At 69.2% G+C, this 22,778-nt stretch carries 22 protein-coding genes; 9 read left to right on the forward strand and 13 right to left on the reverse strand.

Annotated elements, in window-relative coordinates:
* The first annotated feature begins 13 nt into the window (after positions 1–13).
* The 3 genes from QNJ30_11190 (at position 14) to QNJ30_11200 (ending at position 1,454) form a co-directional block, all read left to right on the forward strand.
* Positions 14–346, forward strand: coding sequence for a hypothetical protein (locus tag QNJ30_11190; protein MDJ0944024.1), 333 nt, complete (start codon positions 14–16; stop codon positions 344–346).
* On the forward strand, positions 339–881 hold the full coding sequence (locus QNJ30_11195) for a DinB family protein (protein ID MDJ0944025.1): 543 nt from the start codon (positions 339–341) through the stop codon (positions 879–881). The genes QNJ30_11190 and QNJ30_11195 overlap by 8 nt, the downstream gene beginning before the upstream one ends.
* 192 nt (positions 882–1,073) lie before the next feature.
* Positions 1,074–1,454, forward strand: a complete 381-nt coding sequence (locus QNJ30_11200; GenBank protein MDJ0944026.1) for a hypothetical protein — start codon at positions 1,074–1,076, stop codon at positions 1,452–1,454.
* A 43-nt stretch (positions 1,455–1,497) separates the two neighbouring features.
* Here QNJ30_11200 and lepA read toward each other — a convergent pair whose 3' ends face one another.
* Positions 1,498–3,300 carry a translation elongation factor 4 gene (lepA, locus tag QNJ30_11205; GenBank protein ID MDJ0944027.1) on the reverse strand — a complete coding sequence of 601 codons (1,803 nt, stop codon included), beginning with the start codon at positions 3,298–3,300 and terminating at the stop codon, positions 1,498–1,500.
* A 77-nt stretch (positions 3,301–3,377) separates the two neighbouring features.
* The gene (locus tag QNJ30_11210; protein ID MDJ0944028.1) at positions 3,378–4,316 is read right to left on the reverse strand and encodes a type II CAAX endopeptidase family protein; all 939 of its coding nucleotides are present in this window, start codon (positions 4,314–4,316) and stop codon (positions 3,378–3,380) included.
* Between the two features lie 169 nt (positions 4,317–4,485).
* Between QNJ30_11210 and QNJ30_11215 the strand changes: the two genes are divergently transcribed.
* A complete protein-coding gene (locus QNJ30_11215; protein ID MDJ0944029.1) occupies positions 4,486–5,067 on the forward strand; it encodes a TetR/AcrR family transcriptional regulator in 582 nt (193 codons plus the stop codon).
* 77 nt (positions 5,068–5,144) lie between these two features.
* Positions 5,145–6,272, forward strand: coding sequence for an alkene reductase (locus QNJ30_11220; protein ID MDJ0944030.1), 1,128 nt, complete (start codon positions 5,145–5,147; stop codon positions 6,270–6,272).
* Between the two features lie 87 nt (positions 6,273–6,359).
* On the opposite strand, the gene QNJ30_11225 is transcribed toward QNJ30_11220, so the two are convergent.
* On the reverse strand, positions 6,360–7,634 hold the full coding sequence (locus QNJ30_11225; protein MDJ0944031.1) for an endonuclease/exonuclease/phosphatase family protein: 1,275 nt from the start codon (positions 7,632–7,634) through the stop codon (positions 6,360–6,362).
* Positions 7,635–7,937: 303 nt separating this feature from the next.
* Here QNJ30_11225 and QNJ30_11230 point away from each other — a divergent pair, with 303 nt between their 5' ends.
* Positions 7,938–8,498: a nucleotidyltransferase family protein gene (locus QNJ30_11230; protein ID MDJ0944032.1), complete on the forward strand. Its 561-nt coding sequence runs from the start codon at positions 7,938–7,940 to the stop codon at positions 8,496–8,498.
* A 3-nt stretch (positions 8,499–8,501) separates the two neighbouring features.
* On the opposite strand, the gene pheT is transcribed toward QNJ30_11230, so the two are convergent.
* The 7 genes from pheT to QNJ30_11265 all read right to left on the reverse strand — a co-directional run bounded on the left by pheT (position 8,502) and on the right by QNJ30_11265 (position 16,932).
* Positions 8,502–10,907: a phenylalanine--tRNA ligase subunit beta gene (gene pheT, locus QNJ30_11235; GenBank protein MDJ0944033.1), complete on the reverse strand. Its 2,406-nt coding sequence runs from the start codon at positions 10,905–10,907 to the stop codon at positions 8,502–8,504.
* Positions 10,908–11,085: 178 nt separating this feature from the next.
* Positions 11,086–12,165: a phenylalanine--tRNA ligase subunit alpha gene (gene pheS / locus QNJ30_11240; protein MDJ0944034.1), complete on the reverse strand. Its 1,080-nt coding sequence runs from the start codon at positions 12,163–12,165 to the stop codon at positions 11,086–11,088.
* A gap of 80 nt (positions 12,166–12,245) precedes the next feature.
* The gene (rplT, locus tag QNJ30_11245; protein ID MDJ0944035.1) at positions 12,246–12,611 is read right to left on the reverse strand and encodes a 50S ribosomal protein L20; all 366 of its coding nucleotides are present in this window, start codon (positions 12,609–12,611) and stop codon (positions 12,246–12,248) included.
* Positions 12,612–12,629: 18 nt separating this feature from the next.
* Positions 12,630–12,833, reverse strand: coding sequence for a 50S ribosomal protein L35 (gene rpmI / locus QNJ30_11250; GenBank protein ID MDJ0944036.1), 204 nt, complete (start codon positions 12,831–12,833; stop codon positions 12,630–12,632).
* A gap of 265 nt (positions 12,834–13,098) precedes the next feature.
* The gene (gene infC / locus QNJ30_11255) at positions 13,099–13,587 is read right to left on the reverse strand and encodes a translation initiation factor IF-3 (protein ID MDJ0944037.1); all 489 of its coding nucleotides are present in this window, start codon (positions 13,585–13,587) and stop codon (positions 13,099–13,101) included.
* A 147-nt stretch (positions 13,588–13,734) separates the two neighbouring features.
* On the reverse strand, positions 13,735–15,669 hold the full coding sequence (gene thrS / locus QNJ30_11260) for a threonine--tRNA ligase (GenBank protein ID MDJ0944038.1): 1,935 nt from the start codon (positions 15,667–15,669) through the stop codon (positions 13,735–13,737).
* A gap of 66 nt (positions 15,670–15,735) precedes the next feature.
* The gene (locus QNJ30_11265; GenBank protein ID MDJ0944039.1) at positions 15,736–16,932 is read right to left on the reverse strand and encodes a glycosyltransferase family 4 protein; all 1,197 of its coding nucleotides are present in this window, start codon (positions 16,930–16,932) and stop codon (positions 15,736–15,738) included.
* 28 nt (positions 16,933–16,960) lie between these two features.
* Between QNJ30_11265 and QNJ30_11270 the strand changes: the two genes are divergently transcribed.
* A complete protein-coding gene (locus QNJ30_11270) occupies positions 16,961–17,734 on the forward strand; it encodes an alpha/beta hydrolase (protein ID MDJ0944040.1) in 774 nt (257 codons plus the stop codon).
* A gap of 10 nt (positions 17,735–17,744) precedes the next feature.
* Here QNJ30_11270 and QNJ30_11275 read toward each other — a convergent pair whose 3' ends face one another.
* Entirely contained in the window at positions 17,745–18,536 is a 792-nt protein-coding gene (locus QNJ30_11275; GenBank protein ID MDJ0944041.1) for a phytanoyl-CoA dioxygenase family protein, read from the reverse strand.
* Between the two features lie 245 nt (positions 18,537–18,781).
* On the opposite strand from QNJ30_11275, the gene QNJ30_11280 reads away from it, so the two are divergent.
* A complete protein-coding gene (locus QNJ30_11280) occupies positions 18,782–20,113 on the forward strand; it encodes a tetratricopeptide repeat protein (protein MDJ0944042.1) in 1,332 nt (443 codons plus the stop codon).
* Between the two features lie 19 nt (positions 20,114–20,132).
* Here QNJ30_11280 and QNJ30_11285 read toward each other — a convergent pair whose 3' ends face one another.
* Positions 20,133–21,002 carry an SDR family oxidoreductase gene (locus QNJ30_11285; protein MDJ0944043.1) on the reverse strand — a complete coding sequence of 290 codons (870 nt, stop codon included), beginning with the start codon at positions 21,000–21,002 and terminating at the stop codon, positions 20,133–20,135.
* A 74-nt stretch (positions 21,003–21,076) separates the two neighbouring features.
* Here QNJ30_11285 and QNJ30_11290 point away from each other — a divergent pair, with 74 nt between their 5' ends.
* Positions 21,077–22,036, forward strand: coding sequence for a hypothetical protein (locus QNJ30_11290; GenBank protein MDJ0944044.1), 960 nt, complete (start codon positions 21,077–21,079; stop codon positions 22,034–22,036).
* A 22-nt stretch (positions 22,037–22,058) separates the two neighbouring features.
* On the opposite strand, the gene QNJ30_11295 is transcribed toward QNJ30_11290, so the two are convergent.
* On the reverse strand, positions 22,059–22,727 hold the full coding sequence (locus tag QNJ30_11295; GenBank protein MDJ0944045.1) for a glutathione S-transferase family protein: 669 nt from the start codon (positions 22,725–22,727) through the stop codon (positions 22,059–22,061).
* Between the last annotated feature and the right edge of the window lie 51 nt (positions 22,728–22,778).

The raw sequence follows: 22,778 nt of genomic DNA on the forward strand, positions 1-22,778 counted from the left end.
CTAGCTTGCGCCGATGGCCGCACGACGTTCCGGACGCATCCTCTTGGCCGGCCTTTGGTGTCTGACCGGCCTGCTTCTTCTGATCGCCGCTGCGCTTCTGGGCCTGGCCGTCTTCGGCGAGGCCGAGGCCGGTGGCACCCGTTTCATGGCGTTGGGCGCCCTGTGGTTCTGGCTCAGCCCGGGCAGCCTGAACCTGGTGCAGTCGGTGACCGAGCGCTACCTTTCGGTCGCCCTCTGGGATCATCTGATCTTCCCCCTGGTGCAGCAGCCGGCGGTGGTGGTCTTCGGACTCGCGGGCGTCGGTTTCGGCATCATCGCCTGGCTTCTGGGGCGACGACATGCATGACCTCTGCAGCCACTTCGCAATCCTGGCCCGCAACAACCTCTGGTCCAACCACCGGCTCCACGGCGCTTGCGCGCAGCTCAGCGGTGGCGAGTACCGCAAGCCGCGCCGCGCCGCCTTCTTCGGCTCGATCCACGGCACCCTGAACCACATCCTGCTGATCGATCGCTATTACCTGGACCGCCTGGCGGGACGGGCGGAGGACCGCTTCGACTACCACGTCGAGCTCGCCCCCGACCTGCCGGGGCTGACCGCGGCCCAGGAAAGCGCGGATCGTCGGCTGCTGGACTTGACCCTGTCCCTGAGCGAGGCCGGTCTCGAGGCGCCGGTGACGCTCAGCGGCTATGATGGCAAACCGCTCCAGGACCCGGTGCGCAGCGTGCTGCTGCACCTCTTCCTGCATCAGGTCCACCATCGCGGCCAGGTCCATGCCCTCCTGAAGGAGACTCCGGTCGAGCCGCCGCAGCTGGACGAGTTCTTCCTGTCGCAGGATCTCGGCCGGCGCGAAGCGGAACTGCGGGAGCTCGGGCTGGTCTGACGGCGCCTCGGACCGAGGATCTCGACCCGCGACTCGAGAAGTGCTTGGAACAAGGCATGGACAATCCATAAATCTATCCGGAACACTGTGCCGCGACTCGGCGCGCGAGCCTGGTCCGGGATTCGCCCGGACCTTTAGCGGAAACGGGGCGCGAAACCGTCGGGCGCGCGGATTTCGCACCGGAAGGTCGGCATGATCGGACGACTCCTCCTCGCGGCGGTACTCGGGTTGAGCTTGGCGGCCTGCGCGAAGCGGACGGAGCCGGGGGACCTGGCCGCAAGCTGGGTCGGCCAACCGGTCGGCGCGCTGATCGCGAGCTGGGGCGTGCCGGACAAGATCGAGGACGACCTAGGCGGGCACAGGGTCTACTCCTGGCATGCCGAGCGCCGCTACGTCCAACCGCCCCAATGCAGCTCGACGGGCTTTCGCAGCGTCGGGCCCTGTATCCCGGGCCGGGTCCTGATCCTGGGTTGCGACTTCGAGTTCGAAGCCGATGCCGAAGGCGAGATCCTCGCGGCCAGCGGCCGCGGCGACTGCCTGCCGCTGCGCCGGCTTTCCCCGCCCGGATTCTGACACCGATCTCAGGCCCCAAGGCCTGCCCGTGGGCGGCTTCGCCTCAGCCGTCGTCCATCTTGAGGGCGGCGATGAAGGCGGACTGCGGGATCTCGACGTTGCCGAACTGCCGCATGCGCTTCTTGCCCTTCTTCTGCTTCTCCAGCAGCTTGCGCTTGCGGGTCACGTCGCCGCCGTAGCACTTGGCCGTGACGTCCTTGCGGAGCGCGCTGACCGTCTCGCGGGCGATGACCTTGCCGCCGATCGCCGCCTGGATCGCGATCTTGAAGAGCTGTCGTGGGATCAGGTCCTTGAGCCGCTGGCAAAGCGCCCGGCCCCGGGTCTCGGACTGGCTGCGGTGGACGATCATGGCCAGGGCGTCGACCGGCTCCTGGTTGACCAGGATCGAGACCTTGACCAGGTCCGCCTCCTGGTAGTGGTCGATCTGGTAGTCGAAGCTGGCGTAGCCCCGGCTGATCGACTTGAGACGGTCGTAGAAGTCGTAGACCACCTCGTTCAGCGGCAGGTCGTAGACCACCATGGCCCGGTTGCCAGCATAGGTCAGGTCGGACTGAATGCCGCGCCGGTCTTCGCAGAGCTTGAGCACCGCGCCGAGGTAGTCGTCGGGAACCAGGATCGTCGCCTTGATCCAGGGCTCCTCCATCTTGGTGATCCGGGTGACCTCGGGCAGATCGGCCGGGTTGTGCAGCTCCAGCATGCGGCCGTCGGTCAGGTGGACCTTGTAGATCACGCTGGGCGCAGTGGTGATCAGGTCGAGCTTGAACTCCCGCTCCAGGCGCTCCTGGATGATCTCCAGGTGCAGCAGCCCCAGGAATCCGCAGCGGAAGCCGAAGCCCAGGGCGGTCGAGGTCTCCGCCTCGTACTCGAAGCTGGAATCGTTGAGGGCCAGCTTGGCCAGGCTCTCGCGCAGGTCCTCGTAGTCGGCGGCGTCGGCCGGGAAGAGGCCGCAGAAGACCACCGGCACGCTGGGCTTGAAGCCGGCCAGCGCGGTCTCGGCGGGGCGCCGCTCCTCGGTCAGGGTGTCGCCGACCTGGCAGTCGGCGACCGACTTGATCGAAGCGGTCAGGAAGCCGATCTCGCCCGGGCCCAGTTCGCCGGTGTTCTGCATCTTCGGCGAGAAGACCCCGACCCGGTCGACCTGGTGGACCGCGCCGGTCGCCATCATGCGGATCTTGGCGCCGGTCTTGAGCCGGCCGTCGACCACCCGGACCAGGGTCACCACGCCCAGATAGGCGTCATACCAGGAATCGACCAGCAGGGCCTTGAGCGGCGCATCGGGATCGCCTACGGGCGGCGGCAGGCGCCGGACCAGGGCTTCGAGGACCTCCCCGACCCCCTGCCCGGTCTTGGCCGAGATCTCGACGGCGTCCGAGGCGTCGAGGCCGATGACCTCCTCGATCTGCGCCTTGACCCGCTCGGGCTCGGCAGCCGGCAGGTCGATCTTGTTGAGCACCGGGACGACCTCGTGGTCGTTGTCGATCGCCAGGTAGACGTTGGCCAGGGTTTGGGCCTCGACTCCCTGGCTGGCGTCGATCAGCAGCAGCGAGCCCTCGCAGGCGGCCAGGGAGCGGCTGACCTCGTAGGTGAAGTCGACGTGGCCCGGGGTGTCGATCAGGTTGAGCTGATAGGTCTCGCCATCTTGTGCCTGGTAAGAGAGGCGCACGGTCTGGGCCTTGATGGTGATGCCCCGCTCGCGCTCCAGCTCCATGGAATCGAGCAGCTGCTCGCGCATCTCGCGGTCCTCGACCGCACCGCAGAACTGGATGATGCGGTCGGCCAGGGTCGACTTGCCGTGGTCGATGTGCGCGATGATCGCGAAGTTGCGGATATGCGAAAGCTCGGTCATGGCCCCGACGCGGAATGGCTGTCGGGCAGCTATCTAAGGCCCGGCGGGGCCAAAGACAAGGAAAGACCGCCGGGCGGTCACGCCGGGCCGGCGCCGCGCCCTGGGCGCACCACCAGGACATAGTGGACCGCGAAGATCACGACCGTGGCGAAGAGGGTGAACTCGTAGCCCTCGGGCTCGGTGACGAAGACCGTCGGCGTCCGATAGCCGTCGCCCGCGGCGCCCTGGATCAGGAAGGCGAAGAGGTTGATTCCCAGGTGCACGCCTAGGGGATGCTCAAGGCCGTCGCCGGTCACCGCCAGAAAGGTCAGGTAGAAGGCCATGATGCCGTAGACCGCGACCGCCCAGAGGCCGCCCTGCAAAACCGGGCCGTTGTTCAGATGGGCGCCCCAGAACAGCAGGGTCGGCAGCAAGATCGCCGCCCAGGGCCGGGTGAAGAAGCGGCCGATCGCCTGCACCAGGTAGCCGCGGAAAAAGACCTCCTCCGACAGCACCTGAATCGGCACCAGGATCAGGACCAGGGGCAGAAAGAGCAGGAAGGCCTGGGGATCGAGGACGAAGACCACGGCCTCGGGCGACAACAACCGGCCGGCCGCCAGGACCGCCAGGGCCAGGACCAGGATCACCGCGAGGCTGCTCAGGGTCTGGGACCACCGGAAACGGGCCCGTCCGGTCAGCAGGCTGCGCGGGCTGCGGCCGTGCACCAGCCTGTTGGCCAGGAACACCGCCATCAGCAGGAAGACGAAGGGCAGCATGACGAAGCCGAAGCTGAACAGGGCCGTTGACAGGGGCTGCTCGCGCCAGTCGCCCCGCGCCAGCGACTCGATCCCGGAGGGATCGAAAGCCCCCAACAGCATGCCCGCGACCAACATGCCCAGCAGCAAGATCACGAGGATCAGAGGCAGCGAGAGGGCGAAGAGCCAGGGCGCGCTCCTGCCGAGGCGGCCCTGCTCCCAGAAGCGCTTCTGCGGCGGCTGCGCGGCCGCGAGGCCGGCATCGAAGGTGGCGTCGCTCATGCGGGGTCCTGTGGTCTGGCACCGGACTATAGCGCCGGACCGCTCTCCAGAAGGTGAATCCCCAGGCCGCCGACGGCTTTCGGCTCCCGCTTGACATCGGCGATCGGACCACCCAAATCTTTTCGGACCGAATGGTTCGGAAACCGCTTCGAGACCCGGACAAGGCGCCATGGGCCGACCCAAGACCTTCGACGAGACCGCCGCCCTCGACCAGGCGATGGAAGTCTTCTGGGCCAAGGGCTACGCGGCGACCTCGCTGACCGACCTCCTGGCCGCCACCGGGCTCAGCAAGAGCAGCCTCTACGAAACCTTCGGCAGCAAGCACGACCTCTTCCTCAAGGCCCTGGAGCGCTACCGCGATGTCGTGGTCGCGCGCAGCATCGCGGCACTGGAGACCGGCATGCCCGCGCGCGCCGCGATTCGCGGCGCCTTCACCCAGGTGGTCGAGGGCTGCACCGAGGCCGCCGGGCCGCGCGGCTGCTTCTCCAACAACTGCGCGGTCGAGCAGGCGGCCCGCGACCCCGCCGCCTGTCGCCGGGTGATGGAGGTCTTCGGCCGCTTCGAGGCGGCCTTCGAGGCCGCGGTCCGGCGCGGCCAGGCGGCCGGCGAGATCTCTCCCGAGCGCGACCCCAAGGCCCTGGCCCGCTACCTGAACTCCGCGCTCAACGGCCTGATCGTGGTCAGCAAGACCCGGCCAGTGCGCGAGGATCTGACCGACGTCGTGGAGATCACCCTCAAGGCTCTGGACTGACTTGCTTATTTGACCAAATTGGACCGATCGGTCCATTATCTGACCCGCCCACAGGGGCATGATCGAGGAGAACGAGGATGCCGAAAGACCAGATCGAAAAGGGCCAGACCGAGGCCGCGGTGTTGTTCCGGCCGGGGCGGCTGGGCGCGCTGACCCTGCCCAACCGGGTGATCATGGCGCCGCTGACCCGCAACCGGACCGGCCGCGACGGCGTCCCCGGACCGCTCAACGTCGAGTACTACCGGCAGCGCGCCTCGGCCGGTTTGATCATCACCGAGGCCACCGACATCTCGCCTCAGGCCCGCGGCTATCCCGACACCCCGGGGATCCACAGCCGCGACCAGGTCGAGGGCTGGCGCCGGGTGACCGAGGCCGTCCACGCCGCCGGCGGCCGGATCTTCCTGCAGATCTTGCACACCGGGCGGATCTCCCATGCCTCGCTGCAGCCGGGCGGTGCCCGGCCGGTCGCGCCCTCGGCGATCCGGCCGGCCGGCGAGGCCATGACCTATGACGGCCTGCAGCCCTTCGGCACCCCGCGGGCCCTGGAGACCCAGGAGATAACGGGCATCGTCGCCGACTTCCGCCGGGCCGCGGAGAACGCCGAGGCGGCCGGCTTCGACGGGGTCGAGATCCACGCCGCCAATGGCTACCTGCTGGACCAGTTCCTGCGCGACGGCAGCAACCGCCGCGACGACGCCTACGGTGGTTCGGTCGAAAACCGGGCCCGGCTGCTGCTCGAGGTCGTGTCGGCGGCGGCCGAGGTGCTCGGCGCCGGACGGGTCGGCGTCCGCCTTTCGCCGCTCAACAGCTTCAACGACATCCGCGACGGCGACCCGCAGGGAACCTTCCTGCGCGTCGCCGGACTGCTGGCGCCCATGGGCCTCGCCTACCTCCACGTCGTCGAGGGCGACATGACCGGCCAGGAGAACGCGGAACTCGACCACGGCCGCTTGCGCGAGGCCTTCGGCGGACCCTATATCGCAAATAACGGCTATGACAGGTCGCGAGCGATCGAGGCGATCGCCGGCGGCCAAGCGGACTTCGTCGCCTTCGGGAGCCTGTTCCTGGCGAACCCCGACCTTCCGGAGCGGTTCCGGCGCGACGCCCCGCTGAACACGCCGATCCGCGAGACCTTCTACGGCGGCGACGGCCGTGGCTATACGGATTATCCCTTCCTCGAGGAAGGGACTCTCAGCGCCGCCTGACCCCTCTCCAGGCGGTCGCTGGTGGCAGGCCCACCGTACGGGGCGGTGGGCCTGCTTGCGGTCTGAGGCCGGGTCCGACCGTGCCGTTCAGTCCGCCGCCGAGGCGAAGGGCCCGCCGAAGCCCGGCAGCAGCTTCACGTCGACATAGACCAGCCGGTGGTCCGAGGCGGAGACCAGGGCGGCCAAGGGGTCCCCCTGGATCGGCCAGAAGACCTCGGCGCGCTTGATCCGCAGCTGGCGCGACGCCAGCACGTAGTCGACCCGCAGGTTGCCGGGGCTGGGCGCGGCGTCGCCGAAGTCGGCGGTGTCGAAGGCCGGATCGCCCCGGTGTGTGTCGTTCTCCCCGCCCTGGAGGGCCGCCGCCTCGACCCCGCCGTCGCTGGCCGGCACCGGCCGCCGGGCGATCAGCGGGTTGCGCAGCAGCTGCCGCGCCGCGTTGCCGGTGCTGTCGCCGTCGAAGGGGTCGGCGTTGAGGTCGCCCAGCACCACGAAGGGCCGGCCGAAGCGCAGGCCGCCGCGCCGCCCCGCGTCGTCGTAGATGTAGCGGCCGCGGAAGGGCAGCACGTAGTCCGACCAGAAGCGGATCTCGTCGTGGTTGCGGGTGCCGTTGCGGTCCTCGGGCCCGTCGAAGACCGGCGGGGTGGGATGGCTGGCCAGGAGGTGGACGACCCGGCCGGCGACCTCGATCGGGACGTCCCAATGGCTCTTGGAGGAGAGGCGGAAGACCGCCAGCTCCTCGGCCGAGTGCCAGTCCTCAGGCTCGGGCGTGGCAGGGTCGTCCGGCAGCAGGGCGCCGGGCATGTCCTTCCAGAGGAAGTTGCGGAAGGTCCGCACCTGCGCCTCCCGGATCGGGTGCTTGGACAGCAGCACCATGGCGAAGTGGCCGGGAAAGAACCCGAAGCCGAAGGCGTCGTTGCCGCCGCCGATGCTGCCGTCGTTGTCCAGGTCGAGGCCAGAAGGCACGCCGGTGTTCGAGGGCGCCAGGAAGACGTGGTCGAAGCGGATCGGCGCGGCGCCGTTCTGCGGCACCTCGAGGAAGTTCTCCAGGAAGAGCGCGAGGGCCCGGCTCTCGCCGCCGTCGTTCTCATCGAAGTTGAACTCGTTGATCAGCAGCACGTCGGGATCGACCCGCTGGATGATCTCGGCGATCGCCCGCGCCTGGGGATCCGACGGGTCCGCGAGCTGCGCCTCCAGCCCGCCCAGGCTGAAGGGGCTGAGCGAGGCGTTGAAGGTCGCGACCCGCAGGGTCGTGGCGCGGAAGGGAAAGCCGTCGTCGGCCGAGGCGGCGGTAGCGGTGAGCGCGACGCCGGCAAGGGCCAGGGTTGCAGCCGCAAGACGGAAGCTTCCGCGAAGAAAAGGCATGTCGAAATCCCCTGGAACGGCGTTTCCCCAGGCGCGGCCGCGACGACCACCCGCAACCTCGAAGTGTTCCGGCCCAGCATGACACAACGCCGTCATCCGGGTGATAGCTTTGTGACGGGATGGGATTGATGAGGAAGGCGCAATCCCGACCTGGAGATGCTACCCAATCGATACCCACACCACTGTCATGCCCGGGCTTGACCTGGGCATCCATCGAGCAACTGGCACCATGGATAGCCGGGTCAAGCCCGGCTATGACAGAAAGAGGAGCCAAGGGTGGGTTGCGTTGGAGTGAGGCGCTGCATGTCCACCACCGCCGACCGCGTCATCGAGATCTTCGCCGCCGCGCCCTGGCGCCTCGACGCCCTGCGCGCGGTGGCGGCGCTCGGCCTGCCGGATTGCTGGGCCGCGGCCGGCGTCCTGCGCAACCCGATCTGGGACAGCCTGCACGGCTACGCCGCGGCAACGCCGCTCAACGACTTGGACATGGTCTACTTCGATCCAAAAGACCACACGAAGGAGCGGGATCGGACGCTGGAGGCGGAGCTGCGGAAGCTGTCCCCCGGCCTGCCCTGGTCCATCCGCAACCAGGCCCGCATGCACCACACCAACGGCGACCGGCCCTACACTTCGACCGAAGACGCGCTGCGCCACTGGCTGGAGACGGTCTCGGCGGTCGGCATCCGCCTGACCGGGACGGGCGAGCTCGAGCTGCTCGCCCCTTTCGGTTTCGACGACATCTTCGCCCTGACCGTGCGCCCGACCCCGCACGCCCGCGCCAAGCGATCGGGCGCTTACCGGGCTCGAATGGCCCGGAAGAACTGGCCGGCAACTTGGCCGCGAGTCAATGTGCTGGCGGAGTAAACCTCAGCCCCGCAGCACCCCACCCGTCGCCTTCTCGACCTGCTGGACGACCTTCTGGCCGATGGCGTCGATCTCGGCGTCGGTCAGGGTGCGGTCGCGGGGCTGGATGGTGACGGCGATGGCGAGGGACTTCTTGCCGTCCTCGACGCCCTGGCCCTGGTAGACGTCGAAGACGTCGACCCGGGTCACCATCGCCTTGTCGGCCCCCCTGGCGGCGCGCAGCAGCTTCTCGGCCGGCAGCTCGGCGTCGACCACGAAGGCGAAGTCGCGCTCCAGCGGCTGCAGGGCCGAGGTCTGGAGCGCCGGGCGCAGCTTACCGCTCGCCTTGGCCTTGGGCGCCGGGATGGTGCCCAGATGGACCTCGAAGGCGACCACCGGGCCCTTGAGATCGATGGCGCGCAGCACCTTGGGATGCAGCTCGCCGAAGTTGGCCAGGACCTTGGGGCCCAGGCGCAGGCAGCCGGAGCGGCCGGGATGGTACCAGCCGGGCGCGTCGGCGGTGACCTGCAGGTTCTCGACCGGCGCGCCGCAGGCGGTCAGCGCCGCCAGGGCGTCGGCCTTGGCGTCGAAGGCGTCGACCTCTCGCGCGCCCGCCCAGTGGCGCGGACCGAAGGACCCGGCGCGCAGGCCCGCGGCGACCTCGTCCTGGCCGTGGGGCGTGTTGTCGCGGTACTGGCCGCCGATCTCGAAGAGCGCAGCGTCGCCCAGGCCCTTGTCGGCGGCGCGCGCCGCGGCGACCGCCAGGTTGGGCAGGATCGAGGGCCGCATGACGTCGAGGTCGGCGCTGATCGGGTTGAGCAGCCGCAGGCTCTCCGGTACTTCGGCGAAGAGCCGGGCCAGCTCCGAGGACATGAAGGAGAAGGTCACGGTCTCGTCCAGGCCGCGCCAGGCCAGGGCGTTGCGGGCGAAGGTCTCGCGCCGCTGCGCCAGGGTCAGCACGCCGTGGGACAGCACGGTCTCGCGCACCAGCGGCACCACGGGGATCTCGTCGTAGCCGTGGATCCGCAGCACCTCCTCGACCAGGCAGGCCTCGCCCTCGACGTCGGGGCGCCAGGAGGGCACCTGGATCGCGATCGCCTTCTTGCCCGCTTCGACCTCGAAGCCGAGGCGCTCCAGGATCTCGCGCTGACGCTCGGCCGGCAGATCGAGGCCGCCGAGGGTGGCGCTGCGCTCCGGTCGCAGGGCGATCTCGCGCCGCCAGTCCGGGATCGTGCCGGCGGTGACCACCTGGCTCGCTTCGCCGCCGCAGATCTCCAGGATCAGGCGCGCCGCGACCTCGGGCCCCCAGCGGGCCGATTCCGGATCGAGCCCGCGCTCGAAGCGGTAGCGGGCGTCGGAGATAATGCCAAGTTTGCGGCCGGTGGCGGCGGTGCGCACCGGATCGAAGAGCGCGACCTCGAGGAAGACCTCGGTGGTCTCCTCGGTGCAGCCCGAGAGCTCGCCGCCCATGACCCCGCCAATGCCCTGCAGGCCGGCCTCGTCGGCGATGACCGCCATCTCGGCGTCCATGACGTAGGACTTGCCGTCGAGGGCCAGGATCTCCTCGCCCGCTTGGGCCAGGCGCATGGTCAGGTCGCCCTCGAGCTTGGCGGCGTCGAAGACGTGGAGCGGCCTGCCCAGGTCGAAGGTGACGAAGTTGGTGATGTCGACCAGGGCCGAGATCGGCCGGAGGCCGATCGACAGCAGGCGGTCCTGCAGCCATTTGGGCGAGGGCCCGTTCTTCACGCCGCGGAAGCTGCGCCCGGCGACGAAGGGGCAGGCCTCGGCCGTGTCCTCGGAGAAGTCGCGCAGCCACTTGACCGGGCTGTCGAAGCTGCCCGGCACCTCGGCGAAGTCGTGGGGCTTGAGGGTCCCGAGGCCCGCCGCCGCCAGGTCCCGCGCCACGCCGCGCACGCCGAGGCAGTCGCCCCGGTTGGGGGTGATCGCGATGTCGATGACCGGGTCGTCGAGACCCATGACCGTGGCGAAGGGCGCGCCGAAGGGGGCGTCCGCGGGCAGCTCGATGATGCCCTCGTGCTCGTCGGAGAGGCCCATCTCGCGCTCGGAGACCAGCATGCCGTTGGACTCGACGCCGCGGATGGTGCCCGTCTTGAGGTCGACGCCGGTGCCCGGGATGTAGGTCCCGACCGGGGCGAAGACGCCGATCATGCCGGTCCGCGCGTTGGGCGCGCCGCAGACCACCTGGACCTCGCCGTGGTCCAGCGTCTCGACGATGCAGACCTTGAGCCGGTCGGCGTCGGGGTGGGGCCTGGCCTCCTTGACGCGGGCGACGGTGAAAGGCGCCAGCGCCCGGCCGCGGTCCTCCACGCCCTCCAGCTCGAGGCCGATCATCGACAGCTTGTCGGTGATCTCCTCCAGCGAGGCCTCGGTCTCCAGGTGGGTCTTCAGCCAGGACAGGGTGAACTTCATGACCGGCCTCCCCTCCAAAGGTCGAACGCCGTCGGCGTCCCCCCCACCCTGTCCCTCCCCCACGCCGGGGGGAGGGGACGCGCTGCTGTGGCCTGCGCCTCATTCCCTCCCCCTTGATGGGGGAGGGCTAGGGAGGGGGTGACCGTCGACAGTTCCTCGCTCTTCCCGCGATGCATCACTAGATCCCCCGGACCAGGCTCGGGGTCTCCAGGGGCAGGAAGCCGTAGTGCTTCAGCCAGCGGAGGTCGGAGTCGTAGAAGGTGCGCAGGTCGGGGATGCCGTACTTCAGCATGGCGATGCGCTCGATCCCCATGCCGAAGGCGAAGCCCTGGTACCTGGTGGAGTCGATGCCGCAGTTCTCCAGCACCTTGGGATGGACCATGCCGCAGCCCAGGATCTCCAGCCAGTCGTCGCCGTGGCCGATCTTGAGCTGGCCGTCGGCGCGGGTGCAGCCGATGTCGACCTCGGCCGAGGGCTCGGTGAAGGGGAAGTAGCTGGGCCGGAAGCGGACCGGCAGGTCGTCGATGTCGAAGAAGGCCCGGCAGAACTCGATCAGGGTGCCCTTGAGGTGGCCCATGTGGGTGGTCTCGTCGACCACCAGCCCCTCGACCTGGTGGAACATCGGCGAGTGGGTGGCGTCGGAATCGCAGCGGAAGGTGCGGCCGGGCACGATGATCCGGATCGGCGGCTCGACCGACTGCATGGTCCGGATCTGGACCGGCGAGGTGTGGGTGCGCAGCACCATCGGCGGGCCGTCGGCGTCGCGCGGCGGCAGGTAGAAGGTGTCCTGCTCCTGCCGGGCCGGGTGCTCCTCGGGGATGTTGAGGGCGGTGAAGTTGTGGAAGTCGTCCTCGACGTGCGGCCCCTCGGCGACGCCGAAGCCCATCTCGCCGAAGATCGCGACCAGCTCCTCGACGGTGCGGCTGATCGGGTGGATGTGGCCGACCCGGTCGGGCCGCGCCGGCAGGGAGACGTCGATGCGCTCCGCCTGAAGGCGCTGCTCCAGATCGGCGTCGGCCAGGTCCTGGCGCCGGGCCTCGATCGCCTCGGCGACCGCGTCCTTGATCCGGTTGTAGGCCTGGCCGCGTTCCTTGCGCTCCTCGGGCGTGAGTCCGCCCAGGGTCTTCATCAGCTGGGTGACCTGGCCCTTCTTGCCGAGGATCCGCACCCGCGCCTGCTCCAGCGCCTCAAGGTCGGCGGCGTCGGCCACCTGGCCCAGCAGGCTGCTCTTCAGGTCGTCGAGGTTCTGGTGCTCCATCTTCGCGCTCCGCCTGTCTTGCTTCGACCGGCGGCCCCTCGCTCGGTTCCAGGGCCGCCCCTCCGGCCCCTGAAACCGCGTTAGCGAGCTTGGCTCAGCGCGGCCTGGGCCTGATCCACCAAGCTCTTAAAGGCCTCGGGCTCGCGCAGCGCGATGTCGGCCAGGACCTTGCGGTCGACCTCGATGCCGGCCTTGTGGATGCCGTTCATGAACTGGGAATAGGTCAGGCCGTGCTCCCGGGCGCCGGCGTTGATCCGCTGGATCCAGAGGGCGCGGAAGTTGCGCTTGCGGACCCGGCGGTCGCGGTAGGCGTACTGCTGCGCCTTCTCCATCCGCTCGACGGCGACGCGGAACACGTTCTTGCCCCGGCCCTGGTAGCCCGAGGACTTCTTGATGACCTTCTTGTGCTTGGCGTGCGCGGTGACGCCGCGCTTGACTCTTGCCATGTCTCTCGCTCCCCGGCGCTAGAAGCCGTACGGCAGGAAATTGCGCTTGATGATCTTGGCGTCCGGCGCCGAGGCGATGGTGGTGCCGCGGGCGTTTCGGATCATCTTCTGGGAGCGGCGGCGCATGAAATGGCGCTTGCCGGCGTAGTTGCGCTTGACCTTGCCCTTGGCGGACAGGCGGAAGCGCCCCTTGGCACTGCTCTTGGTCTTCAACTTGGGCATTTCGTCTTCCTCTAACATATTGATTTCAGGCGATTTCATCAGAGCGGCCGGGCATGCCCTCGAAGAAGCACCGGCGCGCCTTCGCCTTGAGCGGCGCGTTTTATAGCGGGGGCGGGGGCGGAAGGCAAGGCGGTCGGGCCCGTCAAGGCCCCCAGTTCCTGCGCCGGGCAAGCCCGCCGAGCCGACGGGGAAGCCGGAGCCGCACGATCGGATCCTGAGGGAAAGGAGGTTGGGGCTACGGTGGCGGCCTGCCTGGCCACCGGCCTTAGCGGGGCGCCATGACCATGGTCATCTGGCGGCCTTCGAGGCGGGGGAACTGCTCGACCTTGGCCACCTCCTCGAGCTCGTCGCGAACCTTCTGGAGCAGCTTGAGGCCGAGGTCCTGATGAACCATCTCACGGCCGCGGAAACGCATGGTGACCTTGACCTTGTCGCCGTCGTCGAGGAAGCGATTGATCGACCGCATCTTCACGTCGTAGTCGTGCTGGTCGATGTTCGGGCGCATCTTGATTTCCTTGACGTCGATGATCTTCTGTTTCTTGCGCGCCTCGCTCTTGCGCTTCTGCTCCTCGTACTTGTACTTGCCGAAGTCCATGATCTTGCAGACCGGCGGGTCCGCATTGGGCGAGACCTCGACCAGGTCGAGGCCGACGTTGGTCGCCCGATCGAGTGCCTCCGAGGTCGCAACGACGCCGACGTTCTCGCCGGTCTCATCGATCAGACGGATGGTCCGATTGTCGATGTTTTCATTCACGCGCGGCCCACCGCGGGACGGCGTGGGATCAAAGGGTGGTCTGGCGATGGATAGCCTCCATAACAGTTAGCCCGGTCGAAAGGCGTAAAAGCCCCGCCCCGCACCCCGACGGCGCCGGGCAGGGCCGCAAGCCCCGACCAGAAGTGATCATGCCGGTGGCCCGGCTTCCTCGACAAGTCTAGAGACTGCCTCGTCGAGCGCAAGGATCTCTTGAGTCTTTCCGCCCAGGCGGCGCAGTGCGACCTTGCGACCTTCGGCCTCGCGGCCGCCGACCACGGCGATGACGGGAACCTTGGCCAGGGAGTGCTCCCGGACCTTGTAATTGATCTTCTCGTTGCGCAGGTCGGTGACCGTCCGCAGGCCGGCGCCGGCCAGCGCCTCGGCGGCCTCCGCGGCGTAGGCGTCGGCTTCCGAGGTGATGGTCGCGACCACCACCTGGACCGGCGCCAGCCAGAGCGGGAAGCGGCCGGCGAACTGCTCGATCATGATCGCCAGGAAGCGCTCGAAGGAGCCGAGGATCGCCCGGTGCAGCATGACCGGGCGGTGCTTGGCGCCGTCCTCGCCGACATAGCTGGCGTCGAGCCGCTCCGGCAGGACGAAATCGACCTGGTGGGTGCCGCACTGCCAGTCGCGGCCGATGGCGTCGCGCAGGACGAACTCCAGCTTGGGTCCGTAGAAGGCGCCCTCGCCCGGGTTGAGGCTATACTCCAGGCCGGTCTCCTCCAGGGCGCTCATCAAGGCGGCCTCGGCCTTGTCCCAGATCTCGTCGCTGCCGGCGCGCACCGCCGGCCGGTCGGAGAACTTCACGGTGACGTCCTCGAAGCCGAGGTCGCGGTAGATGCTGCGCAGCAGCTCGCAGAAGATCACGGTCTCCGCGTTGATCTGGTCCTCGGTGCAGAAGATGTGGGCGTCGTCCTGGGTGAAGGCGCGCACGCGCATCAGGCCGTGGAGCGCACCCGAGGGCTCGTTGCGGTGGCAGGAGCCGAACTCGGCCATGCGCAGGGGCAGGTCGCGGTAGCTCTTCAGGCCCTGCTTGAAGATCTGCACGTGGCCCGGGCAGTTCATCGGCTTGACCGCCAGGACCCGGTCCTCGCTCTCGGCTATGAACATGTGCTCGCGGAACTTCTCCCAGTGGCCCGAGGCCTCCCAGAGCGCCCGGTCGATGAGCTGCGGGGTCTTGACCTCGACGTAGCCGGCGTCGTCGAGGCGGCGGCGCATGTAGGCCTCGACCGTGCGGTAGAGGGTCCAGCCCTTGGGGTGCCAGAAGACCGAGCCGACCGCCTCCTCCTGCTGGTGGAAGAGGTCCATCTCGCGGCCCAGGCGGCGGTGGTCGCGTTTCTCTGCCTCCTCCAGCATGTGGAGATGGGCCTTGAGCTGCTTCTCGGTCTCCCAGCAGGTGCCGTAGACCCGCTGCAGCTGCTCGTTCTTGGCGTCGCCGCGCCAGTAGGCGCCCGAGACCCGCATCAGCTTGAAGGCATGCCCCAGCTTGCCGGTCGAGGGCAGGTGCGGCCCGATGCAGAGGTCGAGCCAGTCGCCCTGAAGGTAGATCGAGATCTCCTCGTCAGCCGGCAGGGTGGCGATGTGCTCGGCCTTGTACTTCTCGCCGATGTCCTCGAAGTGGCGGATCGCCTTGTGGCGGTCCCAGACCTCGCGCTCGATCGCCTCGTCGCGCTCGACGATCTCGTGCATCCGCGCCTCGATCTTCTCCAGGTCCTCGGGCGTGAAGGGCTCGGCGCGGGCGAAGTCGTAGTAGAAGCCGTCTTCGGTCGCCGGCCCGAAGGTGACCTGGGTGCCCGGATAGAGCTCCTGCACCGCCTCGGCCAGAACGTGGGCGCAGTCGTGGCGCAGCAACGGCAGGGCCTCGGGATGGCCGCGGGTGACGATCTCGACGGTCGCGTCCCGGTCGATGTCGCGCGCCAGGTCGCGCAGGGCGCCGTCGACCACCACCGCAAGGGCATCCTTGGCGAGGCGCGGGCCGATACTCGCGGCAAGGTCGGCGCCGGAGACCGGCCCGTCGAAATCGCGCCGGCTGCCGTCCGGCAGGGTGATGGTGACCTTCTCTTTGACTCCGGCGTCGGCCATGGATCTCGCTCCTGAAGCGCGCGGACTCTAGAAGCTCATCCTAGGCTGTCAAGAAATCTGCGGCCGTCAACTGGCCGCCGCCGCCATCGCCTGGCGCAGGATCTCATCGTAGAGCGCGAGGGTCTGCGCGCACATCTCGTCGCGAGAGAAATGCCGCCGGGTGAAGGTGATGGCCTCCTCGGCCAGGTGCTCGCGCTGCTCTTCGGTGAGCTCCAGCGCCCGGCGGATCGCCGAGGCCAGGCCGGCGGCGTCGTTCGGCGGGGCGAGGAAGGCGGTGTGCCCGGCGATGACCTGCTCGCCGGCGCCGCCGTGATCGACCGTGACCACCGGCCGGCCCATGGCCTGGGCCTCGCTGATCGTGCGGACGAAGGACTGTGGCTCGCCGCCCGCCGCGACCACCACGTTGGCGACCTTGTAGGCCGCCGGCATGTCGTCGCAGTGGTCCAGGATCACGCAGCGGTGGCCCAGCTCGTGGCGCTGGATCGCCTCGTCGAGCTCGCGGCGGTAGTTGCCCCGGCCGGAGTCCGCGCCGACCAGGAGACAGACGAAGTCGAGGTCGCCGAGCCGGGCGACCGCCTCGAGCAGCAGCGCCTGGCCCTTGCGGCGCTCCAGCCGTGCCGGCAGCATCACGACCGGCTGGCCGTCGGGCAGGCGCCAGTCGTTGACCCGCTTGATCAGGCGCTCGTTGGACACGCTGTCCGGACTGAAGGAGGTGAGGTCGATGCCGCGCCGGATCAGGCGCAAGCGGGTCGGGTCGACGCCGTGGTGCTCGCGCAGGTAGTCGGCGATGAACTGCGAGGTCGCGATCACCCGCTCGCCGCGGACCAGGACGGCGTTGTAGCGCCGCTGCAGGAGGTTGCCGTCGGGATAGGCGGCGTGGACCGAGGTAACGAAGTGACGACCGCTGCGTTCCGCCGCGGTCAGCGCGCTCCAGCCGGGCCCGCGGGCCCGGGCGTGGACGATCTCGACCTGGTGGCGCTCGATGACGTCGATCAGGCGCTGGATGTTGCCGTAGATCGAGGCCGGATTGCGGCTGGCCAGAGGGACCGACTCGTGGATCGCGCCGGCCCGCGTCAGGCGGTGCTCCAGCGGCCCCCCGGCCGAGGCGACCACCGCGGTGCAGCCCGCGGCGGTCAGCGCCTCGGCGATGTCGACCGCGGAACGCTGAAGCCCACCGTCCTGCAGGTCCGGCACGACCTGCAGGACGACCGGGCGGGTCGTTTCCGGCGGCACCGTACCGGTGCTACCTTGCATCTCCATCATTTGCGTCTTAACCCCGGATACCCGTGACGTGTCGTTCGTACAACCGCCCCCAGACCGCCTCGCCCGCCCGCAAGACGAGTCCCTTGCCTACCACAGGACGGCCGGTCGCGCACCCGGGATCATCTTCCTGGGCGGTTTCGTATCGGACATGACCGGCACCAAGGCTTTGGCCCTGGAGGCCTATGCCCGCAGGCGGGGCCAGGCCTTCCTGCGTTTCGACTATCAAGGCCACGGCGGGTCTTCCGGCCTCTTCGAGGACGGCACCATCGGCCGCTGGGCGGAGGATTCAATCGCGGCGATCGACGAGCTGACCGAGGGTCCGCAGGTCCTGGTCGGCTCCTCCATGGGCGGCTGGATCATGCTGCTGGCGGCGCTGGCCCGGCCGGGGCGGGTCGCGGCGCTGCTCGGAATCGCGGCGGCGCCGGACTTCACCGAGGACCTGATGTGGCAGCGCTTCCCGGAGGAGATCAAGGCCGAGATCGAATCCAAAGGTGTCTACTACGCGCCCTCAGACTACGCCGAAACCCCTTACCCCTTGACTAAGCGCCTGATCGAGGAGGGCCGCCGGCATCTGCTGCTGCGCGGCCCGATCCCGCTGACCTGCCCCATCCGCCTGCTGCAGGGCATGCAGGACCCCGACGTGCCCTGGGAGACCGCCCTGCGCCTGGCCGAGGCGCTGGAGTCCCGCGACGTCGAGGTCACCCTGGTCAAGGACGGCGACCACCGGCTGTCGGACCCCGCCGACCTGCGGCGCCTCGAGGCGACCTTGGATCGCCTGCTCGATCAGCTGGACGGCGGCTGACTCCGGGCACTCAGGCGTGGCCGACCTGGAGGTCGTTGCCGGCCCGGTCTTCGCCGCGCAGCAGCCAGATCGGCCGGACCGCGAAGGCGGTCTTGAGGCCCGGCGTCGTGTTCGGCGTCGCCATCTCGCGGTCGAAGAGCGAGGTCGCCGGCATATAGCGCAGGGCGATCCCGGCCCGGCGCCGCGGCGAGCGGTTGGCCTCAGAGCCATGCAGCAGGTAGACGTCGTGCAGCGACATCTGCCCGGCTTCCAGCACCACGTCCCGGGCCGCGGACTCCTCGAAGCTGCCCGGCGCCAGGGCACGGTCCAGGGCGAGGTTGCTCCCGTCCACCTGCTCGTGCGGAAAGTGCCGCCGCTCGGCGTGGCTGCCTGGAATCACCCGCAGGCAGCCGTTCTCCGGCGTCGAATCGTCCAGCGCCACCCAGACCGACACGGTCGCCAGCGGCCGGATCGGCCAGTAGTGGCCGTCCTGGTGCCAGGGCACGGCCTGACCGTCGCCGGCCGGCTTGCAGAAGAGATGGCCCCCCCAGAGGATGATGTCCGGGCCGATCAGCTGCTCGACCATGTCCAGGATCGCGGGTTCCCGGGCCAGGTCCATGAAGGCGTCGTGGCCCTTGACCCCCTCGGGGCCGCCCGCGGCGATATGGGCGCTGACCAGCTTCTCGGGCCGGGTGTCAGGATTGGCCGCGATGACCGCGTCGACCGCGGCCCGAAGTGCGGCCAGCCGCGCCTGAGGCAAGCGGTAGCGCGGGACCAGGATCCCATCGCGCCGGTAGGCGGCGATCTCCTCGGGTGTCAGCATTGGGGCCCCTCCCTTCGGACCAAACGGCGCGGCGACGAGCCTAGCGGCGCCTTGGCCACAATACCTTAGCAAATATCGCCTAAAGTCCGCGGTCGGCCGCGGGGGTTCCCATCCCGGCGGCAAGCGGAGACCCCCTCGTCCTTCGAACCATGCCAACGCGCCGTCTGCGAGACCTTTTCACTGGAGCCGTGGACCTGACCCTTCGCCTCTTCGGCCGAAGGAGAGGCGATCGTTGGATCGAGCGCGTGAATCGTGCGCGCCAGGCCGCCAGGCACGACCGCCTCGAAGAGGCCGAAGACCTGCTTCGTCAAGCATCGCCAAGCGAGCTGGCGTCCGAGGCGCGCTTTCGCAGGGAGACAGCGACCACCTGGCATTCCATAGCGATAAGCTGGGCGCGGCGTGACGAGGACCGCAAGGCCATTGCGGCCTACGGCGAGGCGATTCGACTGGCGCCAAAAAACCTGGAGGCCTGGCACCAGCTCGGCCATCTCCACGAGGACGCCGAGCAGACTGCGGAGGCGAAGTCAGCCTACGAAACCTATGCCGCCCTCGCCCGGGAAAAAGGCGCCGGGGAAGACGAGGCCCTCGCGCTCAGCCATCTGGGAGACCTTGCGCGCGATCGAGACGACCTGGACGAGGCCGCCTCCTGCTTCGACAGGGCGCTGCGCATCGCCGAGGGCCTCGAGGACCAGGAGCAGGTGAGCATGCTCCTGAGACGCTGCGGCGACACCGCCAGAGATCGCGAAGCCTGGGACGAGGCGGAGCGCTACTACCGGCGCGCCCTGGCGCTCGACCAAAGCCGGGACGATCGGGAGGACGTGCTGACGAGCCTGGAGCGGCTCGGACACCTGGCCGAGATCCGCGACGATTTGGACGGCTCTGCGGAGCTTTATCGGCAGGTGCTCGATCTCGCGCAGGAACAGGAAAACAAGCTGGAAGTGGCGAGGGCCTCGGCGGCTCTCGGCGACATCTCCTTCAGGCAGGGCGATATGGCCGCGGCGGAGGCTTACAGCAAACGGGCGCTGTCCGTCTTCTCGACTCTAGGTCGGCGCAAAGACATGGCCAACTGCCTGCTCGACCTCTGTGACATCGCCAACCGACGCGACCGCCCGCGCGAAGTCGCGGAACACGCTGGCGGCGCTGTTGAGATCTACAGGGAGCTCGGAGACCATGACGGCCTGGCCGACGCTCTCGACACGCTGGGTTGCGCGGCCTTGGACTACGAGGACTTCGACGGCGCTGAACGGCACTTGACGGAGGCGCTCGGCCTTCGACAGGCGATGGACGCGCACCGCGACGTCGCCTGGCTGACGTCGAGACTTGCGACCGCTGCCCTCGGCCGCTGCGAGTTCGATGAGGCGCTTTCAGGGTTCCAGAGCGCCCTGGCGCTCTACCGCGAGCACGGCGGTCCGTACGATGCCGCTGCCTGCCTGGCCGAGATCGGCGACATCCGGGAGGCGGCGGGCAAGCTTGAAGATGCCGAGGCCTGTTGGCGGGAGGCCATCGCGCTGTTCGAAGAGGCCGGCTCGCCCGAAATTGCTGCAGCCTTGCGGCAGGAGGCCTTTGGATCGCGGTAGCCTGCGCCAAGGGCCGAGTTCAAGTGCCGGCGAGGAGGGCCTTGAGCCCGGTCCTGTAGTCGGGATAGGCCAGGGTGACGCCGAGCTCGGCCTTGATCCTGGCGTTGGAGACCCGCTTGTTGTCGCGGTAGAAGCTGCGCGCCATGTCGGAGAGCTCGGCCGCCTCGAAGGGCACCAGCGGCGGCGGCTCGACGCCCAGCAGCGCGCAGGCGTGGGCGATGACCGCCTCGGGCGGCGCTGGATCGTCGTCGCAGAGGTTGTAGGCGCGCCCGGGATCCGGCCGAGCGATCGAGGCCTCCAGCACCGTCGCGATGTCCTCGACGTGGATCCGGCTGAAGACCTGGCCCGGCTTGTCGATCCGCTGGGCCCGGCCGTGCCGCACGGTCTCCAACGCGTTGCGGCCCGGCCCATAGATCCCGGCCAGGCGGAAGAGCTGGACCGGCAGGCCGTGGTCCCGCCAGAGCGCCAGCCAGCCCCGTTCCGCGGCCAGCCGCCGCGCGCCGCGCGGTCCGGTCGGCTCCAGCGCCGAGTCCTCGTCGACCCAGCCGCCGCCGCGGTCGCCGTAAACGCCTGTGGTCGAGAGATAGCCGAGCCATTCGATGCTGCCGCAGGCGAGAATGTCGGTGGCGTGCCGGTCGAGAACGGGATCCCCCTGGGCGTCCGGCGGCGCCGAGATCAGAATGTGGGTCGCGCCGGCGAGCGCAGCGGCCGGGTCGTCGAGCGGCCGGTCGCGGTCGAAGAGAAAGGCCTCGATCCCCTCGGCGGCGAGCGCCGCCAGCTTCTCGGAGCTGCGCGTGGTCCCGGCGACGGCCCAGCCCCGTGCCGAGAGGCGCGCGGCCAAAACGCTGGCGCTGAAGCCGTGTCCGAAGCAGAATAGCCGCTGGTTCATCTTGCGTCTTGACGCTCCGAGCTCGGGTCGCGCGCCGAGCCACGCCGACCGGGGCTGCGACTTTAGGAGCCGGCATGCGCCCGAACAAGCGCCAGCGCTGTCGCCCGATACTGACCGGGATCCAGGCCCTGTTCCTCGGATCGCTGCTGCTGCTGAGCGCCGCCGCTGCGCGCGCCGACGACGAAGCCGAGGCCAGAGCCTATCGCAGCTGCATCCTCCTGGCGGAGGAGGACCCTGCGGCCGCCTACGAGCAGGCCTCGATCTGGGTCTCGCAGGGCGGCAGCGATCCGGCCCGGCACTGCGTCGCGGTGGCGCTGATCCAGCTCGGCCACTTCGAAGAGGCCGGACGCCGCCTGGAAGAGCTGGCCCAGACCATAAAGACGGAGAAGCAGGACCTGCGGGTCGAAGCGCTGGCCCAGGCGGCCCAGGCCTGGATGCTGGCCGAAAATCAGGAGCGGGCCTTCGCGGCCCAGACCATGGCCCTGAAGCTGGCGCCGGACAACCTGGAACTCCTGATCGACCGCTCCATCGTCCTGGCGTCGGCAAAGAACTACCGCTCCGCGCTGCTCGATCTCGACCGTGCCTACGAACTGTCGCCCCAGCGGGCCGACGTCCTCGTCTACCGGGCCACGGTTCATCGCTTCCTCGATTCGACGGACGCCGCCCTGCGCGACATCCAGTCCGCCATCCGGCTGGACCCCAACATGCCGGAAGCCTATCTGGAGCGCGGAATTCTCAAGCGCCTTCAGGGCGACCGCAACGGCGCCCGGCAGGACTGGATAAAGGTGCTGGATCTGGGCTCCAGCACCCCGGCGGCCGACGCGGCCCGGGTCAACCTGGAGCTGCTCGACGTCGACCCCAACGCCGGCAACACGACCGACGAGCCGCTGCCGCGCAAGCTCAACACCTCGGAGGATCGGCCGACGCCGCTGATCACCTCGGTTCCGTCGCCCGAGCCGGCGGCTCCGGCGGCCGAGCCGGAGCTTCCGGGACAGCCGACCCTCGGCCGGCCCATCCGGGCCGAACCGGAGTAGCCCGCGGAGCGACGGCCCGTCCTCAGAAATCCAGATCGGCGTAGTGGGCCGGCGGCGGGCGGCCGGCGATGTAGTCCTCGAGCAGGGGCTGGACCGCGGGCCGCGACTTGACCCGAGCATACCAGTCCTTGGCGCCCTCGTGCTTGTCCCAAGGTACGTCGCCGAGGTAGTCGACCGCGGAGAGGTGCGCCGCCGCCGCGATGTCGGCCAGCGAGAAATCGTCGCCGCCCAGCCAGCGCCGCCGGTCGCAGAGCCAGGCGATGTAGTCCAGGTGATAGCGGATGTTGTGCAGGCCGGCGCGGATCCGCGCCGGGTCCGGGTTGCCGAGGCCGAGGAAGGACTTCATCAGTTTCTCGTCGACCAGGTTGGCGGTCACCTCGCGGGCGAACTTGACGTCGAACCACTGCGCCAGGCGCCGGGTCTCGGCACGTTCGACCGGGTCGCGCGGCAGCAGGGGCGGCTCGGGATGGACCTCCTCCAGGTACTCGGTGATCACCCAGCCGTCGGCCAGGACCACCCCGTCATCGGCTTGCAACACCGGTACCTCGCCGGCCGGGTTCAGGCGCAGGAAGGATTCCCGGCGTTCCCAGATCTTCTCGACCCGCATCTCGAAGGCGAGGCCCTTCTCGCCGAGCAGGATGCGGATCTTGCGGCAGGCGGGATCGAGCCAGAGGTGGTAGAGCGTCAGCATGTCAGCCCGTGCGTGTGACCCACCAGACTATCGCCATGCGCAGGGCTGAAG

The sequence above is a fragment of the Kiloniellales bacterium genome, assembly GCA_030066685.1.
Classification (GTDB): Bacteria; Pseudomonadota; Alphaproteobacteria; order Kiloniellales; family JAKSBE01; genus JAKSBE01.